This is a genomic window from Streptomyces sp. NPDC002467 (genome assembly GCF_042889825.1).
Taxonomy (GTDB): Bacteria; Actinomycetota; Actinomycetes; order Streptomycetales; family Streptomycetaceae; genus Streptomyces.
Genome location: NZ_JBIARJ010000016.1, coordinates 74,838 through 97,088 on the forward strand (window position 1 = coordinate 74,838; position 22,251 = coordinate 97,088).

27 protein-coding genes and 2 pseudogenes are annotated in these 22,251 nt (G+C 71.5%); 14 read left to right on the top strand and 15 right to left on the bottom strand.

The window, feature by feature from the left end; all coding sequences use genetic code 11:
• Positions 1–146 precede the first annotated feature (146 nt).
• Complete coding sequence (locus ACFYYJ_RS29110; RefSeq protein WP_385132381.1) at positions 147–1,073, top strand: Rieske 2Fe-2S domain-containing protein; 927 nt, start codon at positions 147–149, stop codon at positions 1,071–1,073.
• Between the two features lie 292 nt (positions 1,074–1,365).
• Here the strand turns inward: ACFYYJ_RS29110 and ACFYYJ_RS29115 are convergent, their stop codons facing one another.
• Both ACFYYJ_RS29115 and ACFYYJ_RS29120 read right to left on the bottom strand, forming a co-directional pair.
• Positions 1,366–1,797 carry a TraR/DksA family transcriptional regulator gene (locus ACFYYJ_RS29115; protein WP_389136826.1) on the bottom strand — a complete coding sequence of 144 codons (432 nt, stop codon included), beginning with the start codon at positions 1,795–1,797 and terminating at the stop codon, positions 1,366–1,368.
• A gap of 71 nt (positions 1,798–1,868) precedes the next feature.
• Positions 1,869–2,222, bottom strand: coding sequence for a DUF6480 family protein (locus ACFYYJ_RS29120; RefSeq protein WP_389136828.1), 354 nt, complete (start codon positions 2,220–2,222; stop codon positions 1,869–1,871).
• A 157-nt stretch (positions 2,223–2,379) separates the two neighbouring features.
• Here ACFYYJ_RS29120 and ACFYYJ_RS29125 point away from each other — a divergent pair, with 157 nt between their 5' ends.
• Complete coding sequence (locus ACFYYJ_RS29125) at positions 2,380–2,727, top strand: ATP-binding protein (RefSeq protein WP_389136830.1); 348 nt, start codon at positions 2,380–2,382, stop codon at positions 2,725–2,727.
• 33 nt (positions 2,728–2,760) lie between these two features.
• On the opposite strand, the gene ACFYYJ_RS29130 is transcribed toward ACFYYJ_RS29125, so the two are convergent.
• Together ACFYYJ_RS29130 and ACFYYJ_RS29135 are read right to left on the bottom strand one after the other, a co-directional pair.
• Entirely contained in the window at positions 2,761–3,531 is a 771-nt protein-coding gene (locus tag ACFYYJ_RS29130) for a DUF72 domain-containing protein (protein WP_389136832.1), read from the bottom strand.
• A 126-nt stretch (positions 3,532–3,657) separates the two neighbouring features.
• Positions 3,658–4,062, bottom strand: coding sequence for a transglycosylase SLT domain-containing protein (locus tag ACFYYJ_RS29135; protein ID WP_385361578.1), 405 nt, complete (start codon positions 4,060–4,062; stop codon positions 3,658–3,660).
• Positions 4,063–4,701: 639 nt separating this feature from the next.
• On the opposite strand from ACFYYJ_RS29135, the gene ACFYYJ_RS29140 reads away from it, so the two are divergent.
• The 3 genes from ACFYYJ_RS29140 to ACFYYJ_RS29150 all read left to right on the top strand — a co-directional run bounded on the left by ACFYYJ_RS29140 (position 4,702) and on the right by ACFYYJ_RS29150 (position 6,774).
• On the top strand, positions 4,702–5,922 hold the full coding sequence (locus ACFYYJ_RS29140) for an aromatic acid exporter family protein (RefSeq protein WP_385123119.1): 1,221 nt from the start codon (positions 4,702–4,704) through the stop codon (positions 5,920–5,922).
• 97 nt (positions 5,923–6,019) lie between these two features.
• Positions 6,020–6,202, top strand: a complete 183-nt coding sequence (locus tag ACFYYJ_RS29145) for a hypothetical protein (RefSeq protein WP_389136835.1) — start codon at positions 6,020–6,022, stop codon at positions 6,200–6,202.
• Positions 6,203–6,267: 65 nt separating this feature from the next.
• A complete protein-coding gene (locus ACFYYJ_RS29150) occupies positions 6,268–6,774 on the top strand; it encodes a DUF5709 domain-containing protein (RefSeq protein WP_385362997.1) in 507 nt (168 codons plus the stop codon).
• Between the two features lie 55 nt (positions 6,775–6,829).
• Here ACFYYJ_RS29150 and ACFYYJ_RS29155 read toward each other — a convergent pair whose 3' ends face one another.
• Positions 6,830–7,096 (bottom strand): protealysin inhibitor emfourin, encoded by a 267-nt coding sequence (locus ACFYYJ_RS29155; RefSeq protein WP_385123111.1) that lies wholly within the window; start codon positions 7,094–7,096, stop codon positions 6,830–6,832.
• Positions 7,097–7,368: 272 nt separating this feature from the next.
• Between ACFYYJ_RS29155 and ACFYYJ_RS29160 the strand changes: the two genes are divergently transcribed.
• Complete coding sequence (locus ACFYYJ_RS29160) at positions 7,369–7,845, top strand: hypothetical protein (protein WP_389136839.1); 477 nt, start codon at positions 7,369–7,371, stop codon at positions 7,843–7,845.
• Between the two features lie 40 nt (positions 7,846–7,885).
• Here ACFYYJ_RS29160 and ACFYYJ_RS29165 read toward each other — a convergent pair whose 3' ends face one another.
• Complete coding sequence (locus ACFYYJ_RS29165; protein WP_389136842.1) at positions 7,886–9,001, bottom strand: glutamate--cysteine ligase; 1,116 nt, start codon at positions 8,999–9,001, stop codon at positions 7,886–7,888.
• Between the two features lie 701 nt (positions 9,002–9,702).
• On the opposite strand from ACFYYJ_RS29165, the gene ACFYYJ_RS29170 reads away from it, so the two are divergent.
• Complete coding sequence (locus tag ACFYYJ_RS29170) at positions 9,703–10,158, top strand: SRPBCC family protein (RefSeq protein WP_385362989.1); 456 nt, start codon at positions 9,703–9,705, stop codon at positions 10,156–10,158.
• Between the two features lie 102 nt (positions 10,159–10,260).
• Here ACFYYJ_RS29170 and ACFYYJ_RS29175 read toward each other — a convergent pair whose 3' ends face one another.
• From ACFYYJ_RS29175 to ACFYYJ_RS29195, 5 genes and pseudogenes are all read right to left on the bottom strand, one after another.
• Positions 10,261–11,355, bottom strand: coding sequence for a glutamate--cysteine ligase (locus ACFYYJ_RS29175; RefSeq protein WP_385362987.1), 1,095 nt, complete (start codon positions 11,353–11,355; stop codon positions 10,261–10,263).
• The gene (locus tag ACFYYJ_RS29180) at positions 11,352–11,528 is read right to left on the bottom strand and encodes a hypothetical protein (protein WP_385123096.1); all 177 of its coding nucleotides are present in this window, start codon (positions 11,526–11,528) and stop codon (positions 11,352–11,354) included. The genes ACFYYJ_RS29175 and ACFYYJ_RS29180 overlap by 4 nt, the downstream gene beginning before the upstream one ends.
• A gap of 197 nt (positions 11,529–11,725) precedes the next feature.
• On the bottom strand, positions 11,726–12,853 hold the full coding sequence (locus tag ACFYYJ_RS29185) for a mechanosensitive ion channel family protein (protein ID WP_389136844.1): 1,128 nt from the start codon (positions 12,851–12,853) through the stop codon (positions 11,726–11,728).
• A gap of 89 nt (positions 12,854–12,942) precedes the next feature.
• A pseudogene (locus ACFYYJ_RS29190) lies at positions 12,943–13,661 on the bottom strand (TIGR03557 family F420-dependent LLM class oxidoreductase); the annotation flags it as partial.
• Positions 13,662–14,234 (bottom strand): annotated as a pseudogene (locus ACFYYJ_RS29195) (catalase); the annotation flags it as partial.
• A 297-nt stretch (positions 14,235–14,531) separates the two neighbouring features.
• Here ACFYYJ_RS29195 and ACFYYJ_RS29200 point away from each other — a divergent pair.
• The 3 genes from ACFYYJ_RS29200 to ACFYYJ_RS29210 all read left to right on the top strand — a co-directional run bounded on the left by ACFYYJ_RS29200 (position 14,532) and on the right by ACFYYJ_RS29210 (position 16,685).
• A complete protein-coding gene (locus ACFYYJ_RS29200) occupies positions 14,532–14,990 on the top strand; it encodes a C40 family peptidase (protein ID WP_389136847.1) in 459 nt (152 codons plus the stop codon).
• Between the two features lie 985 nt (positions 14,991–15,975).
• Positions 15,976–16,440, top strand: a complete 465-nt coding sequence (locus tag ACFYYJ_RS29205; RefSeq protein WP_389136850.1) for an ATP-binding protein — start codon at positions 15,976–15,978, stop codon at positions 16,438–16,440.
• A gap of 122 nt (positions 16,441–16,562) precedes the next feature.
• Entirely contained in the window at positions 16,563–16,685 is a 123-nt protein-coding gene (locus ACFYYJ_RS29210) for a hypothetical protein (RefSeq protein WP_385123087.1), read from the top strand.
• A gap of 10 nt (positions 16,686–16,695) precedes the next feature.
• On the opposite strand, the gene ACFYYJ_RS29215 is transcribed toward ACFYYJ_RS29210, so the two are convergent.
• The 4 genes from ACFYYJ_RS29215 to ACFYYJ_RS29230 all read right to left on the bottom strand — a co-directional run bounded on the left by ACFYYJ_RS29215 (position 16,696) and on the right by ACFYYJ_RS29230 (position 19,299).
• Positions 16,696–17,061, bottom strand: a complete 366-nt coding sequence (locus ACFYYJ_RS29215) for a hypothetical protein (protein ID WP_385123085.1) — start codon at positions 17,059–17,061, stop codon at positions 16,696–16,698.
• A 153-nt stretch (positions 17,062–17,214) separates the two neighbouring features.
• A complete protein-coding gene (locus tag ACFYYJ_RS29220; protein ID WP_385123082.1) occupies positions 17,215–17,412 on the bottom strand; it encodes a CsbD family protein in 198 nt (65 codons plus the stop codon).
• The gene (locus tag ACFYYJ_RS29225; protein ID WP_389136853.1) at positions 17,405–18,310 is read right to left on the bottom strand and encodes a DUF1206 domain-containing protein; all 906 of its coding nucleotides are present in this window, start codon (positions 18,308–18,310) and stop codon (positions 17,405–17,407) included. Before ACFYYJ_RS29225 ends, ACFYYJ_RS29220 begins: the two co-directional genes overlap by 8 nt.
• 74 nt (positions 18,311–18,384) lie before the next feature.
• Positions 18,385–19,299, bottom strand: coding sequence for a SigB/SigF/SigG family RNA polymerase sigma factor (locus tag ACFYYJ_RS29230; RefSeq protein ID WP_389136855.1), 915 nt, complete (start codon positions 19,297–19,299; stop codon positions 18,385–18,387).
• A gap of 165 nt (positions 19,300–19,464) precedes the next feature.
• On the opposite strand from ACFYYJ_RS29230, the gene ACFYYJ_RS29235 reads away from it, so the two are divergent.
• The 4 genes from ACFYYJ_RS29235 to ACFYYJ_RS29250 all read left to right on the top strand — a co-directional run bounded on the left by ACFYYJ_RS29235 (position 19,465) and on the right by ACFYYJ_RS29250 (position 22,196).
• Positions 19,465–19,851, top strand: coding sequence for a helix-turn-helix transcriptional regulator (locus ACFYYJ_RS29235; RefSeq protein ID WP_385363009.1), 387 nt, complete (start codon positions 19,465–19,467; stop codon positions 19,849–19,851).
• Positions 19,852–19,947: 96 nt separating this feature from the next.
• Entirely contained in the window at positions 19,948–20,160 is a 213-nt protein-coding gene (locus tag ACFYYJ_RS29240; protein ID WP_385123074.1) for a hypothetical protein, read from the top strand.
• A 247-nt stretch (positions 20,161–20,407) separates the two neighbouring features.
• Entirely contained in the window at positions 20,408–21,283 is an 876-nt protein-coding gene (locus ACFYYJ_RS29245) for an alcohol dehydrogenase catalytic domain-containing protein (protein WP_389136859.1), read from the top strand.
• A 433-nt stretch (positions 21,284–21,716) separates the two neighbouring features.
• Entirely contained in the window at positions 21,717–22,196 is a 480-nt protein-coding gene (locus ACFYYJ_RS29250) for a hypothetical protein (RefSeq protein ID WP_389136861.1), read from the top strand.
• Positions 22,197–22,251: the final 55 nt, after the last annotated feature.

The window sequence follows — 22,251 nt, forward strand, 5'->3', positions numbered from 1 at the left end:
CGGGTCGGCGGGCGTGGACGCGCAGGCGGCGCCCGTCGTCACCGAACGTCGCGGCCACCGCGGCGAGGTCACCGGTCCGACGCCCGCTGCTCCGTCCGGCTCAGCCCGTACCGCACCGGTGGAAGAAAGGGGGCAGCGTGAGCACCATGGGAACATTCGTCACACGTCTCACCGCCGCCGCCCGGGCGGACGGCGACCACAGCGACGACATCGGCGTCCGGACTCTGAAGGTGCTCGCCGCCGTGGCCGACGCCGAGGAACTCGACTCGGTCACCGAGCCGCTGAAGCGCGCTATCCGGGCCCTGCCGCTGGGGCGGCTGCGCGGAGTGCTGCACGGCCGACCCCTCGGCCACCCGCTCCACCCCGCCCTGGTCCAGATTCCGGTCGGAGCGTGGATCTCCGCGGGTGTACTCGACCTCGTGCCCGGCTCCGAGCGCGCCGCGCGCCGACTCGTCGCGGTCGGCGTCGTCACCGCGGCCCCGGCGGCGTGGACGGGTTGGGTCGACTGGGCCGAGCAGCACGAGCAGCAGATGCGCACCGGCCTGCTGCACGCCGCGTCGATCGCCGCCGCGGTGGGACTGTACGGAGTGTCGTGGGCCGCGCGTTCGCGCGGCCGTCACGGGCTGGGTCGGGTGCTCGGCTTCGCGGGGCTGGCGACGGTCGGCACCGGCGCCGCTCTCGGCGGCCACCTCGCCTACCGGCAGGCGGCCGGCGCGAACAAGACCGAGTCCGTCCTCCGCCTGGTGGCGCCCGGTTGGCACACGCTCGGGCCCGCGGAGGAGTTCCCCGACGGCCGGGGGGTGCGCCGGATGGTCGGCGAGGTGCCGGTGCTGGTGGTCCGGGAAGCCGATGACGTCTTCCACGTCCTGGCGGACCGGTGCAGCCACTTCTCCGGCCCCCTCTCGCAGGGTGAGGTAGCCGACGGCCACGTGACGTGCCCCTGGCACGGCTGCGTCTTCCGCCTCTCCGACGGCTGGAACGTGGGCGGCCCGGCCACCGCCCCACAGCCGGTGTTCGCCACCCGGACCGACGGCCACGGCAACCTTCAGGTGCGTCTGCCCGCCGCGGGCTGAGCCGACAGCGGCGGACCGGCAGCCGGTACCTGCCCGTCAACGACTCGTCCGGGCTCGACGCGCTCCTCACCGGGGCCTGATCCCCGCCGAGTTTGAGACCGACACGAGTGGACAGACGCCGACTGACTGTGCCGCCCCTGCGCGACCGAGCGGACGAAGACCACGGCCGCGAACCCACACCGGGTGACGCGCCGTGGCACACGGGGCCGGCCGGTTCGCACCTGCCTGCCACGCCCCTCGGCATCCTCCTCTCCCGATGCCGGGGGGCGGTCGGCGAGGCTCCCACCACGACTCAAGCCGGGGACGGCGTCGGGCCGGGGGCGGACTCGGCGCAGCGGACACAGGTGGTCGCCGCCGGACGGATCTCCAGGCGTTCGGACGGGATCAGCCCGCCGCACCTTTCACAGCGTCCGTACCGGCCTCGTTCGAGTCGTTCCAAGGCCCGGTCCAGTTCTTCCAGGTGCTCGCGGGCCTGCGCCATGAGTGCGGCCACGTGGGCCCGTTCGAATGCGGTCGTGCCCCCTTCGGGATCGTGCTCGTCGTCGACGGCCACCAGGGCGTTCGCCGCGACGATCCCGTCGAAGTCGCGGCCCAGCGCGGCCAGACGCGCGACGGTGTCCGCGCGGTCGGCCGCGAGGCGGCCTCGGACGGTGGAGAAGGCGGAGGCGGAAGCGGAGGCGGACGGGTCGGACTCTTCTCGACCGTGTCGTGACGCATCGTCCATGCCTCGACAACGCCGATCAGCGGATGCCGATTCCCCCTGCTCCGGCGCTCCGATCGCCCTTCCGGTCCCGCTCAGAGGTTCAGCATGATGGCGTAGGCCAGGAAGAAGAGGGCACGCGCCAGGGCCACCGGGCAGATCACCAGGAGGGGACCCTTGGCCCAGCCGCGTGTGAGCGGCCGGTAGGGACCTGCACCGGTGCCGGTGCTCGACTCACCGGGCGGCGTCTCGCCGGGTTGCACCCCTGGGTTGGGGCGAGGCGTCTTGCGGGACTCGGGGTCTGGAATACGCGACGCCGCCCGTGCGCGAGGCGTGCCGCCGGCCCTCGTCTCCCCCAGTGAGGCTGTCCGGCACGTGCTGGAGGTGACCGGCACGACGGGCTCGTTCGACGTCCATCCGACCGTCGCGGAGGCCACCGCCCGGCACACCCCGTGATCCTGGGACTCGGCCGACGCGTACGCCGCACGAGCGCGGGCAGGGGCGAGCTACGAGGCACACCCGCCCACTGCTCAGGGATCGATCATGGGCCCACCGCCATCCCCTCCCACATTCCCCCATCGGGAACTCGTCTTCGATTCCGGGACGGTGGCGGCATGTGGCGCCGGCATCGCCTGGGTACGCCGGACACTGGACGGCTGGAACGTGGCGGCCGACGGCGGCGACGCCGTCCTGGTCGCCGCGGAGCTGCTCGCCAACGCCGCCGAACACGCCGGCGGAATCCTGCGGCTCTCCCTCGAACGCCGTGGCACGCTGCTGCAGATCGCCGTCACCGATCCCAGCCCTGAGCCACCACGCATGGGTGAACACCGGCCCGATGCCATCGGGGGGCACGGCCTCTTCATCGTCGACCGCCTCACCCTGAACCGGGGAACCCGGAGGGAGGGGGGCGGCAAGACGGTCTGGGCCGACCTTCCGCTCCCCTCCCCCTCCTGAGCGGCCCCGGTCCGCAGCGTTGTCGAGTACCGGTCAGGCGTGTGGGGGCTGTCTCACGCAGGGCCGGCGAATCGGCTCGGATGCCGCCACCAGCCGGATGAACGCCCGCGCGTCGGCCACGGCCGCTCCGCCCGGATCGTTGTTGAAGTAGGCGAAGACGTCCGCGTCGCGGGGCCAGGTCTCGGCGATCCGTTCCGCCCAACTCCGCAGAGCGGTCCGTCCGTACTTCGGCCAGGGGTGGGCGCGGCCCTCGTGAAAGCGGACGTAGCCCCAGTCGGCGGTGCGCCACAGCGGTGTCACGGGCCGGGATCCCCGGTCCGCCCAGCACAGGGCCGCACCGCGTTCGGTCAGCACCGAACGCACCTCCGCACTCCACCACGACTCGTGGCGGGGCTCGACGGCGACGCGGACCCCGGCGGGGAAGCAGGCGAGGCAGCGGTCGAGCGCCTCCGGGTCCGCTCGCAGCGTGGGCGGGAGCTGGAGCAGTACCGGACCGAGCCGGTCAGCGAGGGAGGCGGCGTGCCCCACGAGTCGGTGGACGGGCTCGGCCGGGTCACGCAGGCGCTTGATGTGGGTGAGGAAGCGGCTCGCCTTCACGGCCATCAGGAAGCCCGGCGGGGTCCGTTCGCGCCATTGGGCGAAGGTCTCCGGTGACGGCAAGCGGTAGAAGGCGTTGTTGCTCTCCACGGTCCGGAAATGCCGCGCATACTCTTCCAGCCACAGCCGCTGGGGCCGCTCCGGGGGATAGAAGACGCCAGACCAGTCCCGGTACTGCCACCCGGAGGTGCCGACGATCACGGCCATACCGTGCGCCTGCCCGTGGGTGGCCCGCCCACACCCCCCCGGTGTGTCCGGACGGCATACGCAGAAGACGCTCGGCGGGGAGTCCCTGCCGAGCGTCTTCGTGCGTCTACTGATGCCTGTGTCGGCTTAGTACCAGTGATTGGCGGACCAGAAGTTCCAGGCCTCGACGGGGCTGCCGTAGCGGGAGTTCATGTAGTCCAGGCCCCACTTGATCTGGGTGGCCGGGTTGGTCTTCCAGTCCGCGCCCGCGGAGGCCATCTTCGACGCCGGAAGGGCCTGGGCCAGGCCGTAGGCGCCGGAGGAGGCGTTGGTCGCCGTGTAGTCCCAGCCGCTCTCGTGCGAGATGATCTTGTCGAAGGCGGCGAACTGGGCCGGGTCCTTGATCATCTGCTGCGCGATCGCCTTGGCGCTCATCGGGGCGGCCTGCGCCGGGACGGTGGCCAGCATGGAGCCGGCGACACCCAGGGCGAGGACGGTACCCGCGAGGGTCTTCTTCGAAGCGGCGATGCGGCGGATGACGGCGTTGGACACGGAGCAACCTTCCGAAGGGAACAAGGGCGGTCGCCGCACGCCACAGGCATGCGTGAGCCACTCACGCGAAGCAGAGGGGATCGGTGGGCGGCGGGTGAAACACCCGTGCCGCCCGGCGACTCATCCAGTTCTACCGACGCCCCAGGACCCTGGCAACGACCCCGATTACTAACCGACCTCGCAGGACGGGCACGACGACCACGCGGTGGAGCGCCGAGGAGGACGGCTCTACCGGACGTTCCGGGTCTACTAGCCCGGTTCGGATGTGACGTGGGTCCTGTGGGGCGCCTCACCCTCACGCGGCCGGTCCGGCCAGGTTCCGGACCGCCGGGACCGCTCGGTGCCGGGTGACACCGCCGGTCGGGCGGTCGGCACGTGGGGCGCCTGCCCGCACCTGCCGCCCTCCAAGCCCCGGACCTGCGGCGGCGCCGGCCGAGCCGGACCGGGCTCGTCGTCGGGCGGAGGCCGCCGTTCACACGGTGGGCCTGTACGGGCAGGGGCACCACGGCGGAGACCTCGTACCGGCACTGCGGCGCCTCGCGGACCTGCCGGCCGCCCGCGCCCGCCGAACGGGTCTCGGACCGCCACCACGAAGGTCCCGCGCGTGATCGCGGCGACCTGGGGGGAAGGGGCAGGGGTATGCCCCACGACGCACCTCCCCCGCCCACCGGTCACCACCTCCTGCCGCGGCTGTTGAGCAGGCGACGCGACCCCGTGGTGGTGCAGAGCGTCCGTGCCACCGGGGCCGCCGTGGTGTCCTACGTCGTCGCGCTCCGGCTCAGCAGCGAGCCGGCACCGCTGACGGCCCCACTCACCGCCCTGCTCGTGGTCCAGGTCACCCTGTACTCCACGCTCACCACCGGCGTACGCCGCGTGAACTCCGTCGTGGCCGGGGTGCTGATCGCCATCGGCTTCAGCGCGCTCGTCGGCCTGACCTGGTGGAGCCTCGGCCTGGTCATCCTGGCCTCCCTCGTGGTCGGGCACCTGGTCCGGGTGGACGAGTTCGTCCCGGAGGTCGCGATCAGCGCGATGCTGGTCCTCGGTGTGACCCAGGTGGCGGACACCGCCTGGGACAGGGTGCTGGAGACGCTGATCGGCGCGGTGGTCGGCCTGGGGTTCAACCTGCTGTTCGCCCCGCCCGTCTGGGTGGAGCCCGCCGGCCGGGCCATCGACGGCCTCGCCGCCCGCATGGCGGCCCTGATGACCGGCATGGCGAACGAGCTGACCGGGCGCACCACCGTCGCCGATGCCGCGTCCCGACTGCACGAGGCCCGCCGACTCGACAACGACATCGCCGGCGTCGACTCGGCCCTGCGCCAGGCGGAGGACAGCCTGCGCATGAACCCCCGAGTACGGGAGGCGCTGATGTTTCGGCTGGTGCTGCGCACGGGGCTGGACACGCTGGAGATCTGCGCGGTCGTGCTGCGGGTCTCGGCACGGGCGCTCACCGACCTGGCGAAGGCACGGGCGGACGAGCCGCTGTTCGCTCCCGAGGTGGGCGGCGTCCTGCGGGACCTGTTCGGACACATGGCGCTCGCGGTGCACAGCTTCTCCCGGCTGATCACCGCCCAGGTCAGCACCAACGCCGAGGAGCAGGAAGACCGGCTCACGCGCGAGTTGGGGATGGCACGCGAGAGCCGTGATCTCATGGCCCGCCTCCTCCTGGAGCAGTTGCGCACCTCCCCCGCTCAGTGGCAGTTGTACGGGGCCCTGCTCGCGGATGTGGACCGCGTGCTGGACGAGCTCGACGTGGACAAGCGGTCCCAGCGGCTCATGGAGGAACTGGACCGGCATTCCCGGCTGCGCAATGAGGACAGCGGCCGGATCCGCCGCGCGCTGCGACGCGTGGGCCGCCGCTAGGGCGTGTCCGGCAGGGCTCGGTGGCATGAACGTGCCGATCCGGGGAAGGCGCACGCGTCCCAGGATCTGCGCTACGACGATCGGCAGGGAGGCCGTCATGACATCGGCAAACGGCAGCCGGCCGCACAGGGCCGTCCCCCGCACCGGCGTGGCACCCGAGACCCCGTGGCGGGATTTCGACGACCTGATGGACCGGATGGTCGGTCTTTTCGGAGTGGACCGCCCCGTCGGACAAGGGGAAGGGCTCGACGCCGATGGCGAACCCCGACCGGACGTGTGAGCGGTGACAGCCGTGAGCCGGACCCGGGCCGCGCGGCGCGGAGGCGGAAGAAGGAGGCGAGGGCCGTGATCGGAAGCGACGCCCGAGGGGACGACGTCCACCAGCCCCAGGCGGAGGCGGAGCCCGGCGAGTCACAGCCGGACATGGAGAACGCCCTCGGCGAACCGGATCTCGACGAGACCCTGGACACGGGGTACTCACCGCCCGACCGCCCTGTCGCCGTCACCCGGCACGGCACTACGGGCCGGGAACAGCAGGCCGGCGAGACCCTCGACGAACGCCTCGCCCAGGAGGAGCCGGAAGAGGAGGCCATGGCCGACGACGCGCACGTCATTCCCTGGGGGAACGCTGCCGGGGACCCGGCCCCCGGCAGCGAGGACATGACCGGCGATCCGAGCGACGACGCGACCACGGCGGGCCGAGAGCGGGCTGGTCGGATGGCCCCGACCTACGAGGGGCCGCCGGTGCGACACATCTCCGTGGTGGCCCGCGACGCCGGGATCGACGGTGGAGCCGCTTCCGCGGAGGAAGCGGCCATGCACGTGGTCGAGCAGGAACCGGACGAGGGGTGACCCTGCTCCGCCCGCCGGTGCGGTTCCCCCGGTCCCGACGCAGGGTGCGGGTCGCTCAGACCGCTTCCGCCAGGACGGCGTCGATCAGCTTCCGCTGCTCCTCGGTGAGGTGGGGATCCCGTAACTCGACCAGTTTGCCGTCGACCCGGACGACATAGCCGAATCCGTCCGGCACGGGCTCCCGACCGGCGGGGCCCTCACTGGTGAGCGCGCTCTCGGCGAGCCGTTCCAGCTCGGCGCCGTCGGCGCGGCAGTCCGTGTCCAGGGCAGCGGTCAGCTCCCCGCCCGCGAACCCGCCGCTGCGTGTCACGATGATCAGCATCGCAGAACCTCCTCGAACAGAACGCCGCCCGGTCGGCCGTCGGGCCGAGCGCGCCGGAAACGGCGTACGGATGCGAACGCACTTCGCCTGCCCCCGAAATCCGCGCTCGCACAGCTCTTCGTGCTGTGGGCGCGAAATGACCGAAAGCGGACCCTGCGGCGCAGCCCCCCGCCGGTCGGACGGGCGCTGCGGGATCGGCCGACCGACGTGCGCAAAGGCTTCCGGTCAGGCGGGCGGGGGCCGCGGGAGGCGTGGCGAGGCGGTGTGTACGGATGAACGCACGAGTGACTGCCCTGCCGGGCGGCCGTCTCATAGAGCCCGAGGAGCTGCTCGAAATCGCCGTCGACGCCGGCCGTGACTACCTGCGCCGGCAGTGGCGGCTCGCGGAGCGGGACGGCGAACGGAGCTGGGTCCGGCTGTTCCGCGCCGACGGCCTCGGGGTGTGGGCACTCGGACGGCACAGCCTGCCGCCCAGGACGGCGTACCTCGACCACGAACGGATCCGGGGCGCGGTATTCGTCGCCAGGGGCGCTCTCACCCACGCCAGGGCCCGGCTCGGCAGCGCTCCGCACACCGACGAGGTCGGCGCGGGCCGCGGATTCCGCTTCGACGAGACCTTCTACCACCGGATGCACGCGGTTCGTGATGCCGGGCCCACCGTCACGGTGCACGTCTTCGCGTCGCCCGGCCCTGACGCCGTGGACTACGACGGCCCGCCGGATCCGGCGCTCCGGCTCGGCCTGCCCTGAATCGGCTCGGACGACCGCCCGCCCGAGCCGATTCGGCGCTTCACGGTGCGATCGTCAGTTTGGCGCAGTCGGTGACGACCGACCCGAGGGGCCGTCCGTCGGCGTGCAGACGACGCTGCGTGCGGGCGCCGTTGCCCCGTTCGTGCAGCCGGGCGAGGGCCTCCCGCACGTAGTCGTCGTCACCGTGGTCCTTGAGGGCCTCGCGCACGTGCTGGTACAGGGCGTCGACGGCGTGTTCGGCGCTCGTCTCCCGCATGCTTTCCGGATGCAGCAAGGATCCGTCCAGGCCTGAACGGCCTGCCTGCCAGGAGGCCAGGCGCAGCAGACTCGTCTCGATCCTGGCCGGGGGATGCCCGTCCTCCCAGGCGCGGGACGCCGTCTCGACCAGGCCGCGGACGAGGGCGGCGAGCAGGACGGGCGTGGAGGCGTCCAGGCAGACGTCCGCGACCCGGACCTCCACGGTGGGGTAGGTGGCGGACAGGCGCGCGTCGAAGTAGACCATGCCCTCGTCGCGCAGCACCCCGGTGTCGATCATCTTGGCGACCTGTTCGTGGTAGCGGTCGGCGGATCCGAAGATCCCGACCGGACCGGCGGAGGGCCACCGGTTCCACACCCGGCTGCGGTAGCTGGCGTAGCCGCTGTCGCCGCCCTGCCAGAAGGGCGAGTTCGCGCTCATCGCCGTCAGGACGGCCAGCCACGGCCTGATGCGGTCCAGGACGGCGACGCCCTCTTCGTCCGAGGCGACGGATACGTGGACGTGACATCCGCAGGTCAGCTGTTCCTGCGCCGTCAGTCCGAAGTGTTCGCCCATCCAGCGATAGCGTCGGCCGGCGCTCAGCGAAGGCCGTACGGGCAGCGGTGATGTCGCGACCGCCGCCACGACGGCGCCGGCAGTGGCCGCGTGCCGTGCCGCCTCGCCACGTATGCGGACGATCTCCGCCTGGAGCTCACCCATGTCCGTGACCGGTTTGGTGGCGAACTCCAGCTGTTCCTTCTGCAGTTCCTTCTCGAATTCGTGCCTCGGACTGCCGTCGACGCCGGGACGGTCCCAGGCCAGGCGGTTCGCGGAAGCGAGGACGGCCCCCGCGACGGCGAGCGGAGCGCCACTGTGCGGGTCCACGAGCAGCAGCTCTTCTTCCACTCCTACGCTTCGCATGCCGCCGCCCCTCGATCCGGCCGTCAGATGTCCGGCGTCTTCCCTGCCCGCCGTCGACCATTCCGTCGCGCGGTCTGCCCTGCTTCCGGCCCTGCCGGTCCGGTGGCGGTCTCCGGCATCAGGGCGTGGACGAACGCCTGCGGGAGGTTCCCGCTCAGGCGGCGCTGCGTGAACAGCCCGGCGGTCCGCAGGCGGCCCGGTTCCGTTCGAACCAGCGCAGCGCCTCCTGCCGGCGCCCCTGTTGGTGTTCGGCCAGTGCCACGGCGAGCCCACGGAGCAGGAAGGCGCCTTCCCTCTCGGCCAGGGGCATCCCGTCGTGCCTGACGCGGTAAGCGTAGTGGTCCTCGGTGCGGTCGGCCGTGTAGGCGCGCAGGGTGCGGACCGTCCTGGGGTCATCCGTGGGAGGTGGCTGCGGCGGTGACGTGGAGCATCCGGTACCGGCGGACGTGCGTCCGCCGCACGTCGGGCGAGCCGTAATCGGCGGTCCCGGTCGGCGGCGCGGGCCGCCGGCAGGTCGGCCGACTCCAGGAGAGGGCGCAGACCTTCCCGGGTCGACTTCCCGGCCTCCATGCCCCGCTCCATGGCGCGCATGCCGCCTCATGGAGCGGGTAGCCGGGCCTCGAAAGGGTCTCTGAAGGCGGCGGCAGCGGTATCCACCGGGTGCGGCGACCGCCGTCGACGCCGACACGGAAGGGCTGCGCATGTCGCACGTCGAGGAATGCGTCGAGGTCAACGTTCCCGTACGCACGGCCTACAACCAGTGGACGCAGTTCGAGGACTTCCCCGCCTTCATGGAAGGGGTCGAACGGATCGACCAGCGCACGGACACGCTCACCCATTGGGTGACGAACGTGAACGGTGCGCGGCGTGAGTTCGATGCGCGGATCACCGAGCAGCTCCCGGACCAGCGCGTGGCGTGGATGACGGTGGACGGAGAGACGCGCCAGGCCGGGCTGGTCACCTTCCAGCCCGTCGACGCGTACACCACCAAGGTCGTCCTGCGGATGAACTGGGTTCCCGAGGGAATCGCCGAGAACGCCGCGGACAAGCTCGGATTCGTGAGGCGTCAGGTCGCCGGGGATCTGAAGCGGTTCAAACTGTTCATCGAGGGGCGCGGGGTCGAGACGGGCGGCTGGCGCGGCGAGGTCACGGGCTGAGCGGGCCTTGACCACGGTGAAGACCTCCGGGGTGAGGGGATCTGTCGGTCACTCGCCGCCCCGGGGTCTTCCTGTGCGGAGCGGGCCGGCCCGGAGCCGCCCTCAGGCGCACGCGGTCGCGCCCGTGATCAGTCCGAGGAGTCCGGGTAGTCCGCCTTCGGCGAGAGCCCGGCGCTGGCGGTCCGCGGGGGTGCCCTCCTGGAGCAGCCGGTGCACCAGGGAGCCGACCTGTCTGAGGTCACCGGCCTCTTCCAGGGCCGGGGTGATGTACTGGAGGAGGGAGCACAGGACGTCACCGCTGCTGCGCGGCCGACCCTCTGGATCCACCAGGACGGAGTTCAGGCCGTGCCGGGCCGCGTGCCAGTTTCCCACCTGGAGCAGCTCCGGCGCCGGGTGGGGCACGGGCAGACCCGCCTTCTCGTCGGCCATCGCCGTGGCGACCAGCGCCCGGACGATGCCCGCGAGCATGACCGCGTCCTCGGCCTGCAGCTGCACGTCCAGGCACCGCACCTCGACCGTGGGGTAGCGCTCGGAGAGTCGTGCCTGCCAGTACACCTGCCCCCGGTCGGCGATCACTCCCGAGGCCACGAGCGCGTCCAGTCGCCGTTCGTAGTCGACGGATCCGTCGAAATGCGGAGGCGGTCCGCTGACGGGCCACCGGCCGAAGACGATCGTGCGCCAGCTGGCGAACCCGGTGTCCTGCCCGTCCCACACAGGTGAGTTGGCGGACATGGCCAGCAGGACCGGCAGCCATACGCGGATGCGGTTCAGCACCGCGACCCGCGTTCCGGTGTCGGGAACGGCCACGTGGACGTGCATCCCGTTGATCAACTGCTCGTCGACCAGCCGGCGGGCCCTGCCCTCCATCCGCAGGTAGCGCGACGAGGGGGTCACGGGAACCGGCCGGTCGCCTCGCAAGGGGGCGGCGCCCGTGGCCGCGATCCTGCAGCCGTTCTCCTCCGCCGCCGAGCCGACCGCGTGACGCAGGCGCAGCAGGTGCCCGCCCACCTCCTCCAGCTCGGTGCACACCGGTGTGGCCACCTCGATCTGGGCCTGCAACAGCTCGGCCTGGACCTCGTCGCGCTCTGCCAGCGGGCTCAGGCCCGCCGTGCGGCGTACGCCCTCGACGAACGGGGCGGGCAGCCCGTCGGCCGGGTCCACCAGCAAGTACTCTTCCTCGACGCCTACGGTGATCACACTCTGCGGCTTCCCCGTCGCGCCATGATCAATCGTTCTCGGGCGAGCCGGAGGGCCACCGTGCACGTGTCGTCCTCGTGGTCCTCGGGCGTGTAGGCGGCCATGACGCGGTCGAGGGCGGCCCGCGCGTCGAGCCCGTCGCAGGAGAGCAGCACCGAGCGGAGGGCGTCCACAAGCCGGGAGCGGCGGCCGGTGGGCCCCAGGGGTCCTGCTCTCCTTCCGTTCCGTCCGCACAGGCGTGGCCGGGGCCTTCCGGGCCACCGCAGGCGCGGACGGGCGCCCGCTCCTCGCCCTGCGGGCCGGGCTCGGCCCCTCGTCCAGCCGGTAGTACGGGTGGTCGAACCGGCGCTGCGAGGCTGCGCCTGCCCCCTCAGCGGAGATCCATACGCGCCCGGACGGAGGCCTGGCCGTTGGGCTCGCCCGACGGTGGCTGCTGCGCGGCACGCCGTTCGTCCTCGCTGCCACCCCGCTGCGGGCCCACGGTGACGCGCGGCAGGGCCTCCGGGTGCTTCTGCGCGAGCCAGGCGACCAGCTGCTCCCGTACCGCGCAGCGCACGGTCCACAGGTCGTCGGCGTCCTTGGCCGTGACGATGGCCCGGACCACGATGGTGGAGGGAGTCGTGTCGGTGACGGCGAGGCCCCAGCCTCGGCCGTCCCACTCCGGGCAGGCGTGCAGGACCTCCTGGACCTTGTCGCGCATGAGGTCGATCGGGGCGCCGTGGTCGCAGTGGAGGAAGACGGTGCCGGTCATCTGGACGCCGCCTCGCGACCAGTTCTCGAAGGGGCGGGTCGTGAAGTACGAGACGGGCATGGTGATCCTGCGTTCGTCCCACGTTCGCACGGCGAGGAAGGTGAGGGTGATGTCCTCCACGACCCCCCACTCCCCCGCGACGACGACCGTGTCGCCGAGGCGCACCATGTCGCCGAACGCGATCTGGAAACCTGCGAAGAGGTTCCCGAGGGTGGACTGGGCCGCGACGCCGGCCACGATCCCGATGATCCCGGCGGAGGCCAGCATCGAGGTGCCGAGCGCGCGGAAACTCGGGAAGGTGAGCAGCATCGCCGCGACCGCGACGACGCCGACGACGGCGGTCACGACCCGCATGATCAGGGTCACCTGCGTACGCACCCGGCGGACCCGGGCCGGGTCGCGGGTGCCGGTCGCGTAGCGGGCGTAGCCGGATTCGACGACTGCGGAGACCACTCCCACGATGAGCCAGGCGCCGGCGCCGATCAGGACGAGCGAGAGGATCCTGCCGACGGTGTCCGCTTCGTCCTGCAGCGGCCGCCAGGCGGCCTGCGCGTAGGCACCCCTGAGCAACGCGGCGAGCAGCACGATCCTCAGGGCCGGCCGGCACCGGCGCAACAGGTTCCACAGGGGTGTTTCGGGGTGCCGTGCGTCGGCCCGGCACAGCAGCCGGTCAGCGGCCCAGTCGGCCGCGAAGGTGAGCAGGAGCGAACCCCCCAGGACGGACAGCAGGCGAATGACGCTGTTCATGGCTCCTCAGCAGGTGTACGGGACAGGGACTTCCATGCCCCTGCCCCGAGCCGGGGAGCTGACACGAGGGGTGGGCGGAATCACGGCCTTCACAGGGCGCGCAGTGCGGGGAGCGGTTTCGCTTCGGCCCATTCCAGGAAGGGTTGCTGGTGATCGCCTCCGATCTGGACGAGGGCGACCTCGGTGAACCCCGCCTCCGCGTAGGGCCGTACGGCGTCGACGAACTCGTCGACATCGTCGCCACGGGCGATGGACTCGGTCACGTCCTCGGGCCTCACGTACCGGGCGGCCTGCTCGAAGCCGTCGGGGCCGGGGAGTTCGCCGTTGGCCCGCCACCCGCCGAGGGCCCACCGGAACTGGTCGTGCGCACGGGCGACCGCGGCCTCGCGGTCGGTGTCGTAGCAGAGGGGCACCTGGCCGATGCGGGGCTTGCCCGCGCCGCCGTGCTCGTCGAACGCCTCCAGGAGTTCCCGCTTCGGCTCGGTGGCGATCACCAGGTCGCCGCGGGTGCCCGCGAGTTCGCGGGAACGGGGGCCGCAGACGGCGATGCCGATCGGGGGCGGCCGATCGGGGACGTCCCAGAGGCGGGCGTTCTCGACGTCGAAGTGGGCGCCGTGGTGGCTGACGTTCTCGCCGTCGAGCATGCGCCGGATGACGTCGACGGCGTCTTCCGGCATGTCCAGCCGTACGTGGGCGGCGGGCCAGCCGGCTCCGACGATGTGCTCGTTGAGGTTCTCCCCCGAGCCCAGCCCCAACCGGAACCGGCCCCCGGAAGGATCTGGATCGTCGCCGCCTTCTGCGCGACGACGTTCCCGACCAGGTCGAAGGTGCCCTCGTCGGTGTAGAACTTCGTCGCGAACCCGCGGGTGTCCCGCACGGTGTCGGCGGAGCCGCGCGAGCCGAGCGCGGTGGAGAACCGGACGAACACCGGTGTCTCCACGTCCTTGGCCAGGAAAGCGGCCCGGCTCACCTCGCCCGCGGCCCCGTAGCCCAGGAAGACGCCGTGCGCGGCGGCGCCGCGGGCGTGCACCACCCGCTCGGGGATGCGCTCGTGGTCGAAGTGGGTGATCTTCTCGCGGAGATGGGGGTCCTGGAGCAGCACGGGCCCGCGCGGTCCGGCCTTCAGGGAGTGGTCGCTGTCGTACGGCCTGGCGCCCTGTGCGGTCGTCAGGTACGGCCCGCCCTGCGCCACCCGGGCCTGGTCCGTGCCGGTCGCCTGACCGGTGGGGCTCACCGTCTCCGGCCCGTCCTGATCCGGCTTCGGCGGCAGCGGCTCCGTGAGTCGCTCGGGTTCGTCCGCGGGCGGGGACACCGGTCCGGGCGCGCCCGGCAGGGGGCCGGCGCCGATGTCCGAGTTCGCGCGGGAAGGCTCATTCGTCATGGTGTCTCCCGAAGATCGTCTCGCAGCAGGCACCCGGCCCGACTGCTCCCGCGCATGCCCCGCAGCCGGGCACGCAGACGCGCCGCAGGGAGGGTGTGCGGAGATCATCGGACGATCATCAGGAATATCTTCTCGGACCACTTTGCCGAAATGAGACATTACCCGCCGTGTCCCACGCCCGTGAACGCGAACCTTTCGGGCAAAAATAGGCGGTCGTCGGGAGCCATAACGCAGTCACCGAGAACAGCCACCGTCAAGGGCCGGCCTGTTCCTTATCTGAATGCGGAGGTATCGCGATTGCCGAAAATAAAAAAGAGCCCCGTCAAGCATTGCCGTCCCGTCCTGGTCCTCGCGATTTCACTGACAGTCGCGTTCGCGCCCGCGGCGCCGGCCCAGGCCGCTTCCTCTTACGGAATAAAGGCTGTCGCCGTCGCAGCCTCGAAAAAGGGCGCCCCTTACGTCTACGGCGCCACCGGGCCCAGGGAATTCGACTGTTCGGGCCTCACCCTCTACGCCTTCCGGAAGGCCGGCCGGCCCCTTCCCCGTACCGCGGACGCGCAGTACGAGGACACCCTCCACATCTCGCGCGCCCAACGCACGCCGGGTGACCTGGTCTTCTTCCCCAGGGGAAGCACCATGGGCCACGTCGGCATCTACGCGGGGAACGACAAGATCTGGCACGCCCCCAAACCCGGCACCCGCGTGCGCCTCGAACGCATCTGGACCGACACGGTCCATTACTCCCGCGCGAATTGAATCAGTGGCGCGCCTGGGCAAGGGGCCCGAGGGTCACTCCACTCGACGACGGTCCTCATCACTCCATGCCCTGGTCGTCTCCCCAGTGCCCCGCGCAAGGCTCCTCGCCCTCGGGCAGCCCACCCGCGACCACGCGTTGACGGGGCATCTCCGCGTCGCGCTCGAACCCGAGGAGGATCGCCGGGAAGCTGCCCGGAGTGACCCGTGCGAAACCACGGCCCTATGCGTTGGGCGCGGCCGGGTAAGGAGCGCGATCATGCTCACGACGAGGAGGGCCGGTCCGCGAGCGTTCTCGTTCCGGTTCGCCGCCGGACTGCACGATGCGTTTCATACCCTGTGACTGTCCCGGCCGTCACTCGTGCCCCTGCCGGGCCGAGCCGTGGTCGAGCCTCCGGCATGCCGGTGACGGGCCCGCCTCCGCGCCCTGTGACGGCCGGTCCGTGCCGCGGTGTGGGGCCCGAGCATGAACTCCTCGTACCGTCCGAGAGCGAGAACGGCGCAGAGCAGAGCGGGCAGGAGCAGCAGCGCGGCGATGAACACGGGGTGCCTTCCCTTCGGGCCTCGTCCCCCGCGCATGCCCTCGACCTGACGCGGCACACGATGTTCGGCGAAAGGCGTGTAGGGCCGAGGGGAACGGGCAGGCGCGCCCGGGCAGCCGTCAGTCGACCGGGAGGGAACGGCCACCATGTCCCACTCGGCCACCGCCGTGAGCCCCACCTCGTCCAGGTGGGGACCATCGGCCTGATCAAGGCCATCGACCGCTACGACCCCGAGCGCGAGGTCGAGTCCTCCACGCTCGCATCGGCGTCCGCCTGTCCGATCCGCCGGCGGGGCGCCGCCGCGCCTCGGCGGACGGCCTCACTCTGCGGCTGCGCATGGCGGCGCTGTGTGAACGTCGGTCGCCTACACTGCCCTGGACCTGCTCGGCCGGGCCGTCACGGTTCCCGTGAGCGGCATCGGCACCACGACGGGGGTTGAGAGCACAGTGCGAGCCATCGGGCCGGCGGCCGACGATCCGGTGCCCACCGGGCTTTCCGGCGCGGGGCAACGCCGTCGGCTGGCACTGTCCGGCGTCCGCGGCCACGTGGCCAAAGGCCGCGACTTCGTCCGTCAGGCCCTGCTGGACTGGGGTTGGGACGGGACCGAGACCGCCGAGGACGTCCTGCTCCTGGTGTCCGAACTTCTCACGAACGCATCGCTGCACGCGGGTGGCTGCGTCGAGCTCGCGCTCACGGCCGGCGAGGTCCTGCGGATCGAGGTGTTCGACGGCACGACGGAGCCGCCTCGCCGCAACCCGTCCCCGCAGAGGGGCCTGCCGGGCGGGCACGGCCTCTACATCGTGGAGCGCGCCTCCGACCGCTGGGGCACTCACGTCCATGCGCACGGAAAAGCCGTCTGGGCGGAGATCGAGGCGCCCCGGCTGGTCTCGGGCAGCTCCACGGGCCGATGACCCCGATCCGGCCCGCCCCACGTGTCGGTCGGGCCGGTCGATTCCGCCGACCGGGTGATTCCGATCGGCGCACGCACATCCGCGGGGTGCTTCATTCCGGTGAACGGGGGCAGGCGAGCGCCATGACTTCGAATCCGTCCATCGCTCTGGGCCTGACCGCCGCGCCCGGCCCCGCCTGGCTCCACCTGGTCGTCATCGCCTTCGCCCTCGTCGTCCTCGTCCGATCCCTGGCCCGGCACCGGTAGGAACGGCAGATCAGGGGAGCAGGCGCAGCCCGATCTCCTTTTCCTGGTCGCCCGAGACGGTTCCGGTGTCCTCGACGGCGAATTGTCCGGCGAGCGCGGCATGCACCCGTTCCACGGCGCGAGGTCCTCCCTGAAGGGTGACGCTGACCTCACCCTTCAGCCGAACGGGGGCTTCCCGCCGCTCCGCCGGCTTGGCGGCGTCGAGGGTCGCGCTCCACACGGTCGCGGCCGCGCCTTCCGCCGGGCCGCTCGCCACGGCTTCCGCGGGAAAGGAGTGCTCGAGGAGGTCGAGAACGGTGCGGGCGTCCTCCGGTGCGCAGTCGCCGACCGCAACCACCACTTCGGCCGCGGGGTTCTCGTCGTTCCGGCTGTCCATGGGCTGCCGCCCCTTTCGTGTCGTGCATCGCTACAGACCTGGAAAAGGTGATCCGCCCGCCCCGGGCACGCAGGACGCGGCCGCGCGGTGCCGTGGCACCCGGAGCCGCGTCCTGTCAGCGGGGAGTCCGGAAGGCGGACCCGTCGGGGCGGATCAGGTCCTGTCGCCCTTGCGGCGGAGGGAGTCCTTCATGTCGCGGGCGCGATCCTCGGTTTCGCTCATCGCTTCCTTGGCCTTGCCCTTGGCCTCGTCCATCTTGCCCTCGGCCTTCATCCGGTCGTTGCCGGTGACCTTGCCGACGGCCTCCTTGGCCTTGCCCTTGGCCTGATCCATCTTTCCCTTGTCAGCCATGACGACCTCCTTGGTATCGGAACTTCGACGGGTACAAACTAGGCATAAACCGGAGACTTCGCTCGGCGAGGCGAGGCGCCCTCTCACACCCGGGCCAGACAGCCATCGCCCACGAGAACACCCCGAACAGCAGTAGGCCGGCCGCCACGACGACCATCAACCACGGGCCCACGGGGGTCTGGGCGAAGGAGCGGAGCGTGTCGTCCATGCCCTTGGCCTTCGCCGGGTCATAGGACACGGCCGCATGGACGAGGACCGCGCCGGCGGCCGCGAACACCGCGCCGCGGGCGATGCCGCCGACGACGCCGAGCGCCTCCACGCCCTGACGTACGCGCTCGGGCAGGCGGCCCAGCTCCATCTCCTCGCGGAAGGTGAGGCGCGCCGCGCCCACGATGACGACGATGCCGCCGACGGCGATACCGACGCCCACCAGCGCCACGAGCCATTGGCCCGCAGGGGCGTCCAGCGCCTTGGCCGTGACGTCCCGCGACTGCTCGTCGCTGGAGCGCCCTCCACCCCGGCCGGCGGCGAAGGCCAGGACCGAGAAGGCCGCCACCGCGTAGAAGACGGCTCGCGCGGCAGAGGCGCCGCGCTTGGTGAGCTTGCGTCCCTTCGGTCCGGCCGCACCGAAGACGGCCTCCGAGAGGCGCCAGAGCATCATCGCCACGAGGCCCAGGCCGATGGCCCACACGAGCACCCGCCCGTAGGGGTGGCCGGCCAGCTCGCCGAGCGCGCCCGAACGGTCGGCCACCTTGCCCGTGTCACCGAACGCGATCCGCAGGGCCAGCAGGCCCACCAGTACGTACAGCAACCCGCGCGTGGCCAGGCCTAGACGGGCGGCAACGGCCACTGCCTCGCGCGTGCCGCGGGCCCGGACTCCGTCGGTGGACGCCGCCATGAGTCACCCTCCTGAAGGTCTCATACGCCGCGCATGCCCGCTCCGGCCGGCGCCATGCGGACCGCGCGGGCCCTTCAGCGGCCGTGGAATCGCCTGTTCAGGGTGTTCAGGGTGCGGGCCAGAAGTCTGGAGACGTGCATCTGGGAGAGCCCTGTCTCCGCCCCTATCTGCGCCTGGGTCATCTCCTGACCGAAGCGCAACTCCAGGATCCGGATGCTGCGTTCGTCCAGGTCGGCGAGCAGGGGCGCCAGGACGTGCCGGTTCTCGACCATTTCCATCGCGGGGTCGGGGCCACCCAACGTCTCGGCGAGGATGCGCGGGTGCCGTCCGTCGGGCTCCCGACCGGCGCCGCCCGCGGAGTCCCGGGGCGCGTCGAGGGAGTGGGCGGAGTAACCGTTGGCCGCGACGAGACCTTCACGGACCTCGTCCTCGGTGAGGTCCAGGTGGTCGGCGAGTTCCGCCGGAGCGGGAGCGTGGCCCAGTACGGAGGTCAGCTCCTCCGTGGCCTTGGCCAGCTGAGAGCGCAGCTCCTGGCAGCGGCGCGGGACACGTACGGCCCACGTGGTGTCCCGGAAGTGACGTTTGATCTCACCCCTGATGTACGGCAGGGCGAGCGTGCTGAACTGCGTGTTGCGGTCGACGTCGTACCGGTCGATGGCCTTGATCAGGCCGATGACGCCGACCTGGACGATGTCCTCGTTCTCCGGACCGCCGGGGCGGTCACGGAACGGGCGGGAGGCGAAGTGCACCAGTGAGATGTTCATTTCGATCAGCGTGTTGCGGACGTACTGGTACTCGCGGGTCCCCTCTTCGAGGCTCCGCAGGCGTTCGAAGAACACGCGGGTCAGCTCTCGGGCCTCGCCGGTCGGCAGTTCGGAGGGGCAGGGCACGTCCGGCAGACCGCTCGGTCGGAGGGTGCCTGCAACGCCACCGGGAGAAGCGGCGGAGGTCGTACAGGTCCGGGCCTCGGCTGCGGCCGTGGAAGTCATCGTTTTCGCTCCTTGGGCGCGGGGCTTGCGGTGCGGTGGGCGATCGCTGGGCCGTGCGGGTGGGCCCCGTTCGGCTCCACAGAACCCTGCCCGGCCCACGGACGCACGTCAAGCAATACCTGAAATACAGTTCCGGATTGGCTTTTCGTGAGTCCTCCCTCAAGAATGGGCGGCGTGGAGAGCGAGCACACGAGTCCCCGCAGGAACCGCTGGACGTTCCTGACGAACCACGCCCGGGTCCTGATCGCCATCGCGCGAGACCCGGGCGTCCGCCTGCGCGACATCGCCACGGGCTGCGGGCTCACCGAGCGCACCGTGCAGACGATCGTCACGGACCTGGAGGCGGACGGGTACCTCACCCGAACCAGGGACGGCCGGCGCAACCGGTACGTCATCGCCTCCGGCGCGCGCTTCCGCCATCCGGCGGAGGCCGGCCTGGAGATCGCCGGCCTGCTGGCCTACCTCGCCGCCCCAGGGACGGCTACCCCGGCCCTCGCCGTTGACGGCGCGGACCAGGAGTCCGGCGACGGAACCTCACGCGCGACACCGTAGTCGCCGGGATGCGCTTGGCTCGGCCCTGTTTCGACCGGGGCGGGGCGGGTAGCCGCGCGGACGACCAACCGATCCTCTCGTGAGGAGGCAACTCGTATGGGCGGCATAGGCGGTTGTATCGCCTTGATCGTGGTGGGAGCCACGCTCACCTTCGCCAGCGACTGGCACATGGACGGCGTGAACCTCGACGTGGTCGGCCTGATCATGATGGGCGCCGGCCTGCTCGGGCTCGGTGTGTACGCGAGCGTCGCGAGGCGGCGGCGTGCGGGCGCGCTGCCGATCGTGGACGAAACCCGTGACCGGACCTGACACCGATCCGCTGCCCCGCGCCACGGACCGGCGGTGGTGCGCGTGACCGTGGGGACCGGGGTCGACCGCCGGGCTCTCGCAGCCGTGGAACTCCGGAGTCGTCGAGGGCCGTGTCGATCGGATCGAGGCCAAATCGCCGGGGTGTTCGGCCGCGCGGGCTTTGGGCTGCTCAGGGAGCGGGTCACGCCGCTCCGGGAGCAGGTCACGCCGTACATGTGACACCCGCGCACAGTAAAAGGGAGTCATCGTGAAGGCCGTCTTCTTCCAGGGCCCGTTCGACGTCGCCGTACAGGACGTCCCGGACCCGCGCATCGACGGACCACCGGACGCGATCATCCGCGTCACCACGGCGAACATCTGCGGGTCCGACCTCCATCCCTATGAAGGCCGGGCCCCTCTGGACGAGGGAATGGTCCTCGGCCACGAGAACATGGGCGTCGTCGTCAAAACCGGGCAGGGCGTGGAGCGCATCTCCGTCGGCGACCGGGTGTCCGTACCGTTCAACGTCTCCTGCGGCACCTGCCGCAACTGCAACGACGGTTGGACGAACGCCCGCATGCGGGCGAACCCGAGCGGCAAGCCCACCGCAGGCTACGGCTATCCGCAGATGGGCCCCTACCGCGGCGGCCAAGCGGATTACCTCCGTGTGCCGTGGGCCGACTTCAATCTGCTCAGGCTCCCGGCCGGCAGCGATTACGAACGGGACTTCGCGATGCTGTCCGACATCTTCCCGACGGGCTACCACGCCACCGAGTTGGCCCGCTGCGCGGCGCGGCGCGGGTGTTCGTGGTGGACAAGGAGGCCGATCGGCTGGTCCTGGCCGAGGAAATGGGCGCCTCCGGTGTCGACTTCGCGAAGGTCGACCCCGCCGAGGGCGCGGTCGCGCGGCCCCCGGCGTGATCACCTCTCACGAGCTGCCCCCCGACCGGGCGCCGCGGGCGGCGGCTGTCGTGCCCGTGCCGATCAGCCCGGCGAGGACCCCGGCGGCGAGTGCCCTGGCCGGACCCGGCTTCGGCTGCGGGCAGGCGGTGGTCCGTTCGGGGTGCCGGGCAGGCGGTGGTCCGTCCGGGGCGAAGTCGAGCACCTCGGCCAGGCACAGGGCCCGTCGTCCGGTGTCGGGTGACCTCGTCCCCTCGGTCGCCCCGGGTCCGACATGATGCCGGTTTCTTTTCGGCCACGGCCTGTGGTGCCGAACCGTTCATTCCCCGAATAATCGGCGCGATACCGCTCACACCCCCTTGCAGAAATCCGGAGAACCGAAAATTCGGAACGTTTCCGCAGGATGAAATCGGCTGGACGATGGGCGTCAACGCGGGTGCGCCCACAAGTCGACACAGAGGGGCTTCTCGCAAGGTTCCGGCCAGGTGGGAGCGGCGTCCGTTCATCATCGGACGATCAGGGTACTGCGTTTTCCGGGTGAACGGAGGGGAGATTATTTCGGTTGACCCGCGATCGCTGATATCTATTTCCCTACGCCCGGATCCGCGCCGAATAACCCCCTTCGCTTTGGCCGTGCACCCAATGCCTCGGCCTGCATCGTGAACGGAATCCGCACCATGGGAATCGCATTCCGCAAGAACGTCGCCCTCGCCGCACTGGCCCTCACCGCCTCACTCCTGCCGGCCGGTGAGGCGGGAGCGGCGAGCGCCGCCCGGGCAGCGGTGCCCGGCCGGTACTGCCTGGCGAACACCTGGGGGACCGCCAACATCTCCACGAAGCCCTGCGACCCGGCGGACCGGGGCCAGCACTGGACCGTCTCGGGCCACCAGATCGCCCTCACCAACGACCGCAACTACTGCCTGACCAACGCCTGGGGCACCCAGAGCGTCTCCACCAAGCCCTGCGACCCGACCGACCAGGGGCAGTACTGGAACGTCGCGGGCCGGCAGATCGCCCTGGACTTCGCCCTGGCCTACTGCTTCGCCAACGAGTGGAACACCCCGAACGTCGGCACGAAGCCGTGCGACGGCGCGGACAAGGGCCAGGAGTGGGTGGTGTTCAACGACCAGATCAGCCTGGCGGCGGTCGGCACCTGACCGACCGACGGGCCGGACCGCGGGTCCGGTCCGGGTGGCACGACTCCCGGGCGCG

Excerpts from the sequence above, each read along its gene's own strand:
- ACFYYJ_RS29110 (WP_385132381.1), top strand. The coding sequence starts at position 147 with ATGGGAACATTCGTCACACGTCTCACCGCCGCCGCCCGGGCGGACGGC.
- ACFYYJ_RS29115 (WP_389136826.1), bottom strand. The coding sequence starts at position 1,797 with ATGGACGATGCGTCACGACACGGTCGAGAAGAGTCCGACCCGTCCGCC.
- ACFYYJ_RS29130 (WP_389136832.1), bottom strand. The coding sequence starts at position 3,531 with ATGGCCGTGATCGTCGGCACCTCCGGGTGGCAGTACCGGGACTGGTCT.
- ACFYYJ_RS29140 (WP_385123119.1), top strand. The coding sequence starts at position 4,702 with ATGCCCCACGACGCACCTCCCCCGCCCACCGGTCACCACCTCCTGCCG.
- ACFYYJ_RS29145 (WP_389136835.1), top strand. The coding sequence starts at position 6,020 with ATGACATCGGCAAACGGCAGCCGGCCGCACAGGGCCGTCCCCCGCACC.
- ACFYYJ_RS29155 (WP_385123111.1), bottom strand. The coding sequence starts at position 7,096 with ATGCTGATCATCGTGACACGCAGCGGCGGGTTCGCGGGCGGGGAGCTG.
- ACFYYJ_RS29160 (WP_389136839.1), top strand. The coding sequence starts at position 7,369 with ATGAACGCACGAGTGACTGCCCTGCCGGGCGGCCGTCTCATAGAGCCC.
- ACFYYJ_RS29165 (WP_389136842.1), bottom strand. The coding sequence starts at position 9,001 with ATGCGAAGCGTAGGAGTGGAAGAAGAGCTGCTGCTCGTGGACCCGCAC.
- ACFYYJ_RS29170 (WP_385362989.1), top strand. The coding sequence starts at position 9,703 with ATGTCGCACGTCGAGGAATGCGTCGAGGTCAACGTTCCCGTACGCACG.
- ACFYYJ_RS29185 (WP_389136844.1), bottom strand. The coding sequence starts at position 12,853 with ATGAACAGCGTCATTCGCCTGCTGTCCGTCCTGGGGGGTTCGCTCCTG.
- ACFYYJ_RS29210 (WP_385123087.1), top strand. The coding sequence starts at position 16,563 with ATGACTTCGAATCCGTCCATCGCTCTGGGCCTGACCGCCGCGCCCGGC.
- ACFYYJ_RS29215 (WP_385123085.1), bottom strand. The coding sequence starts at position 17,061 with ATGGACAGCCGGAACGACGAGAACCCCGCGGCCGAAGTGGTGGTTGCG.
- ACFYYJ_RS29220 (WP_385123082.1), bottom strand. The coding sequence starts at position 17,412 with ATGGCTGACAAGGGAAAGATGGATCAGGCCAAGGGCAAGGCCAAGGAG.
- ACFYYJ_RS29225 (WP_389136853.1), bottom strand. The coding sequence starts at position 18,310 with ATGGCGGCGTCCACCGACGGAGTCCGGGCCCGCGGCACGCGCGAGGCA.
- ACFYYJ_RS29230 (WP_389136855.1), bottom strand. The coding sequence starts at position 19,299 with ATGACTTCCACGGCCGCAGCCGAGGCCCGGACCTGTACGACCTCCGCC.
- ACFYYJ_RS29235 (WP_385363009.1), top strand. The coding sequence starts at position 19,465 with ATGGGCGGCGTGGAGAGCGAGCACACGAGTCCCCGCAGGAACCGCTGG.
- ACFYYJ_RS29240 (WP_385123074.1), top strand. The coding sequence starts at position 19,948 with ATGGGCGGCATAGGCGGTTGTATCGCCTTGATCGTGGTGGGAGCCACG.
- ACFYYJ_RS29250 (WP_389136861.1), top strand. The coding sequence starts at position 21,717 with ATGGGAATCGCATTCCGCAAGAACGTCGCCCTCGCCGCACTGGCCCTC.